This window comes from uncultured Succinivibrio sp. (genome assembly GCF_902756765.1).
GTDB lineage: Bacteria > Pseudomonadota > Gammaproteobacteria > Enterobacterales > Succinivibrionaceae > Succinivibrio.
Map to the genome: position 1 here is coordinate 1 of NZ_CACVSS010000189.1, position 2114 is coordinate 2114.

Consider the following 2114-nt stretch of genomic DNA (forward strand, 5'->3'; position numbering starts at 1 on the left):
TCTAAATAGTTAAAGAAATTGATTTTTAAACAGCAAATGTGGTGCGAGACCGCATTTATTAGCCGATTTTTAGTTAAAATCGAAATGCAAAACTAGAGTGAATAAGAAAAGAAGTATTAAGCGACAGAATCAGATTCGACTAACTTTAACCTGGCTTCTGGTTAGCTTTGTCAGCCTTCTGATTCTATATCCTTTAGTCTGGACAGTAGGTGCCTCTTTAAATCCAGGTAACAGTCTGATGAGCTCTTCAATCATTCCAAAGAACATTTCTTTTGAGCATTACGCAGATCTGTTCAACGGCAAGGTTGACTATGTAACCTGGTATTTAAATTCCATGAAGATCAGCTTCTTTACAATGATTCTGACTCTGATTTTTGTAAGTTTTACCGCTTACTCTTTTTCAAGATTCCGCTTTGTTGGAAGAAAAAATGGACTGATCCTGTTTCTTCTGTTGCAGATGATTCCACAGTTCTCTGCTCTGATAGCAATCTTTGTTCTCTCTCAGATGTTAGGTCTTGTTAACAGTCATCTTGCTCTGGTTCTGATTTATGTTGGAGGAATGATCCCAATGAACACCTATCTGATGAAAGGTTACATTGATGCCATTCCTCGTGATCTTGATGAATCAGCAAGAATGGACGGTGCAGGCCATTTCAGAATCTTTATTGAAATCATTATGCCTTTATCCAAGCCAATTATTGCTGTTATTGCTCTGTTTTCATTTACCGGACCATTGGGAGACTTCATTTTATCAACAACTATTTTAAGAACTCCAGATCAATTCACCTTACCTATTGGACTTTATAACCTTGTTTCCATGAAGATGGGCGCAAGTTATACAACCTACGCTGCAGGCGCAGTGCTGATTTCTGTACCGGTAGCCTTACTGTTCCTGTGGTTACAGAAGTTCTTTGTATCAGGCCTGACTGCAGGTGGCTCAAAGGGTTAAACATAAAACAGTTTTCTCTTCAAACAAACATATTAAGGAAACAAACATATGAAAAACATCAAAACCAAGGTTTTGACTACGGCTGTTATTGCCTGTCTATTGTGTGGCTGTGAAATAACTCAGACTAATAATGAGCAAATATCATCTCATAGTGCATCATCTTTTAGAAAAGCACAGCTCTCAAAGGATTTCATCAAAGGAGCTGACATTTCGACTCTGATTGAAATGGAGCAGTCAGGTTTTGTATACAGAAACGAGAATGGTGAAGCAGAGGACTGTTTAAAGATCCTTCGTGATAACGGAATTAACTATATTCGTATAAGACTCTGGAATGATCCTAAAGATCTAAATGGAAATGTTTATGGCGCAGGCAATAATGACCTGCCAACAGACCTTGAACTGGCCCGCAGAGCCAAGAAGTTTGGTATGAAGGTGCTGCTTGATTTCCATTATTCCGATTTCTGGACTGATCCTGGTAAACAGTTTAAGCCAAAGGCATGGGAAAATCTGTCCTTTGATGAGCTTAACGATGCAATCTACAAATACTCAAAAGATGTAATGACAGCCTTTAAAGAGGCAGGACTAACTCCAGAAATGGTTCAGATTGGAAATGAAGTAAATTCAGGAATCTTATGGCCAGATGGTAAAAGCTGGGGCGGAGATGGTCATGAGTTTGATAGTTTAAGTCAGCTTTTAAAATCAGCAATTAAAGGAGTAAAGGAAATAGCAGGTGATAACTCGAAAATCATGCTGCATCTTGCTAAAGGTCCTGATAATGGAGCCTTTAAATGGTGGTTTGATGAAATAACCAAGAGAAATGTAGATTTCGATGTAATCGGTATGTCTATGTACACATGGTGGGATGGTCCGATTTCAGCTTTATCAGACAATATCAAATGGGTTAAAAAACAGTACGGCAAAGAGGTTATGGTTGTAGAGGGAAGCTACCCATACACTCTTGAGAGCGAAGATTCTCTGGCTCAGGATATAGATGCTGAAGGTGTAAAGAAATCCGGATATGAAGCCTCGGTTAACGGTCAGTATCAGTATTTGAAAGACCTCATGGAAAATGTTGATAAAGCTGGCGGTACAGGATTTTTCTACTGGGAAGCTGCATGGAAGACTGCACCTGGCATCAGCTGGGCAAGTCCTGCAGGTATGGAAT

General features: G+C 39.3%; 2 protein-coding genes. Both read left to right on the top strand.

Annotated features, from left to right (window positions below):
* The first annotated feature begins 97 nt into the window (after positions 1 to 97).
* Positions 98 to 949: a sugar ABC transporter permease gene (locus tag QZU45_RS12265; RefSeq protein WP_295355696.1), complete on the top strand. Its 852-nt coding sequence runs from the start codon at positions 98 to 100 to the stop codon at positions 947 to 949.
* Between the two features lie 48 nt (positions 950 to 997).
* Positions 998 to 2114, top strand: a 1117-nt coding sequence (locus QZU45_RS12270; protein WP_295355698.1) for a glycosyl hydrolase 53 family protein, incomplete at its 3' end; no start/stop codon positions are given.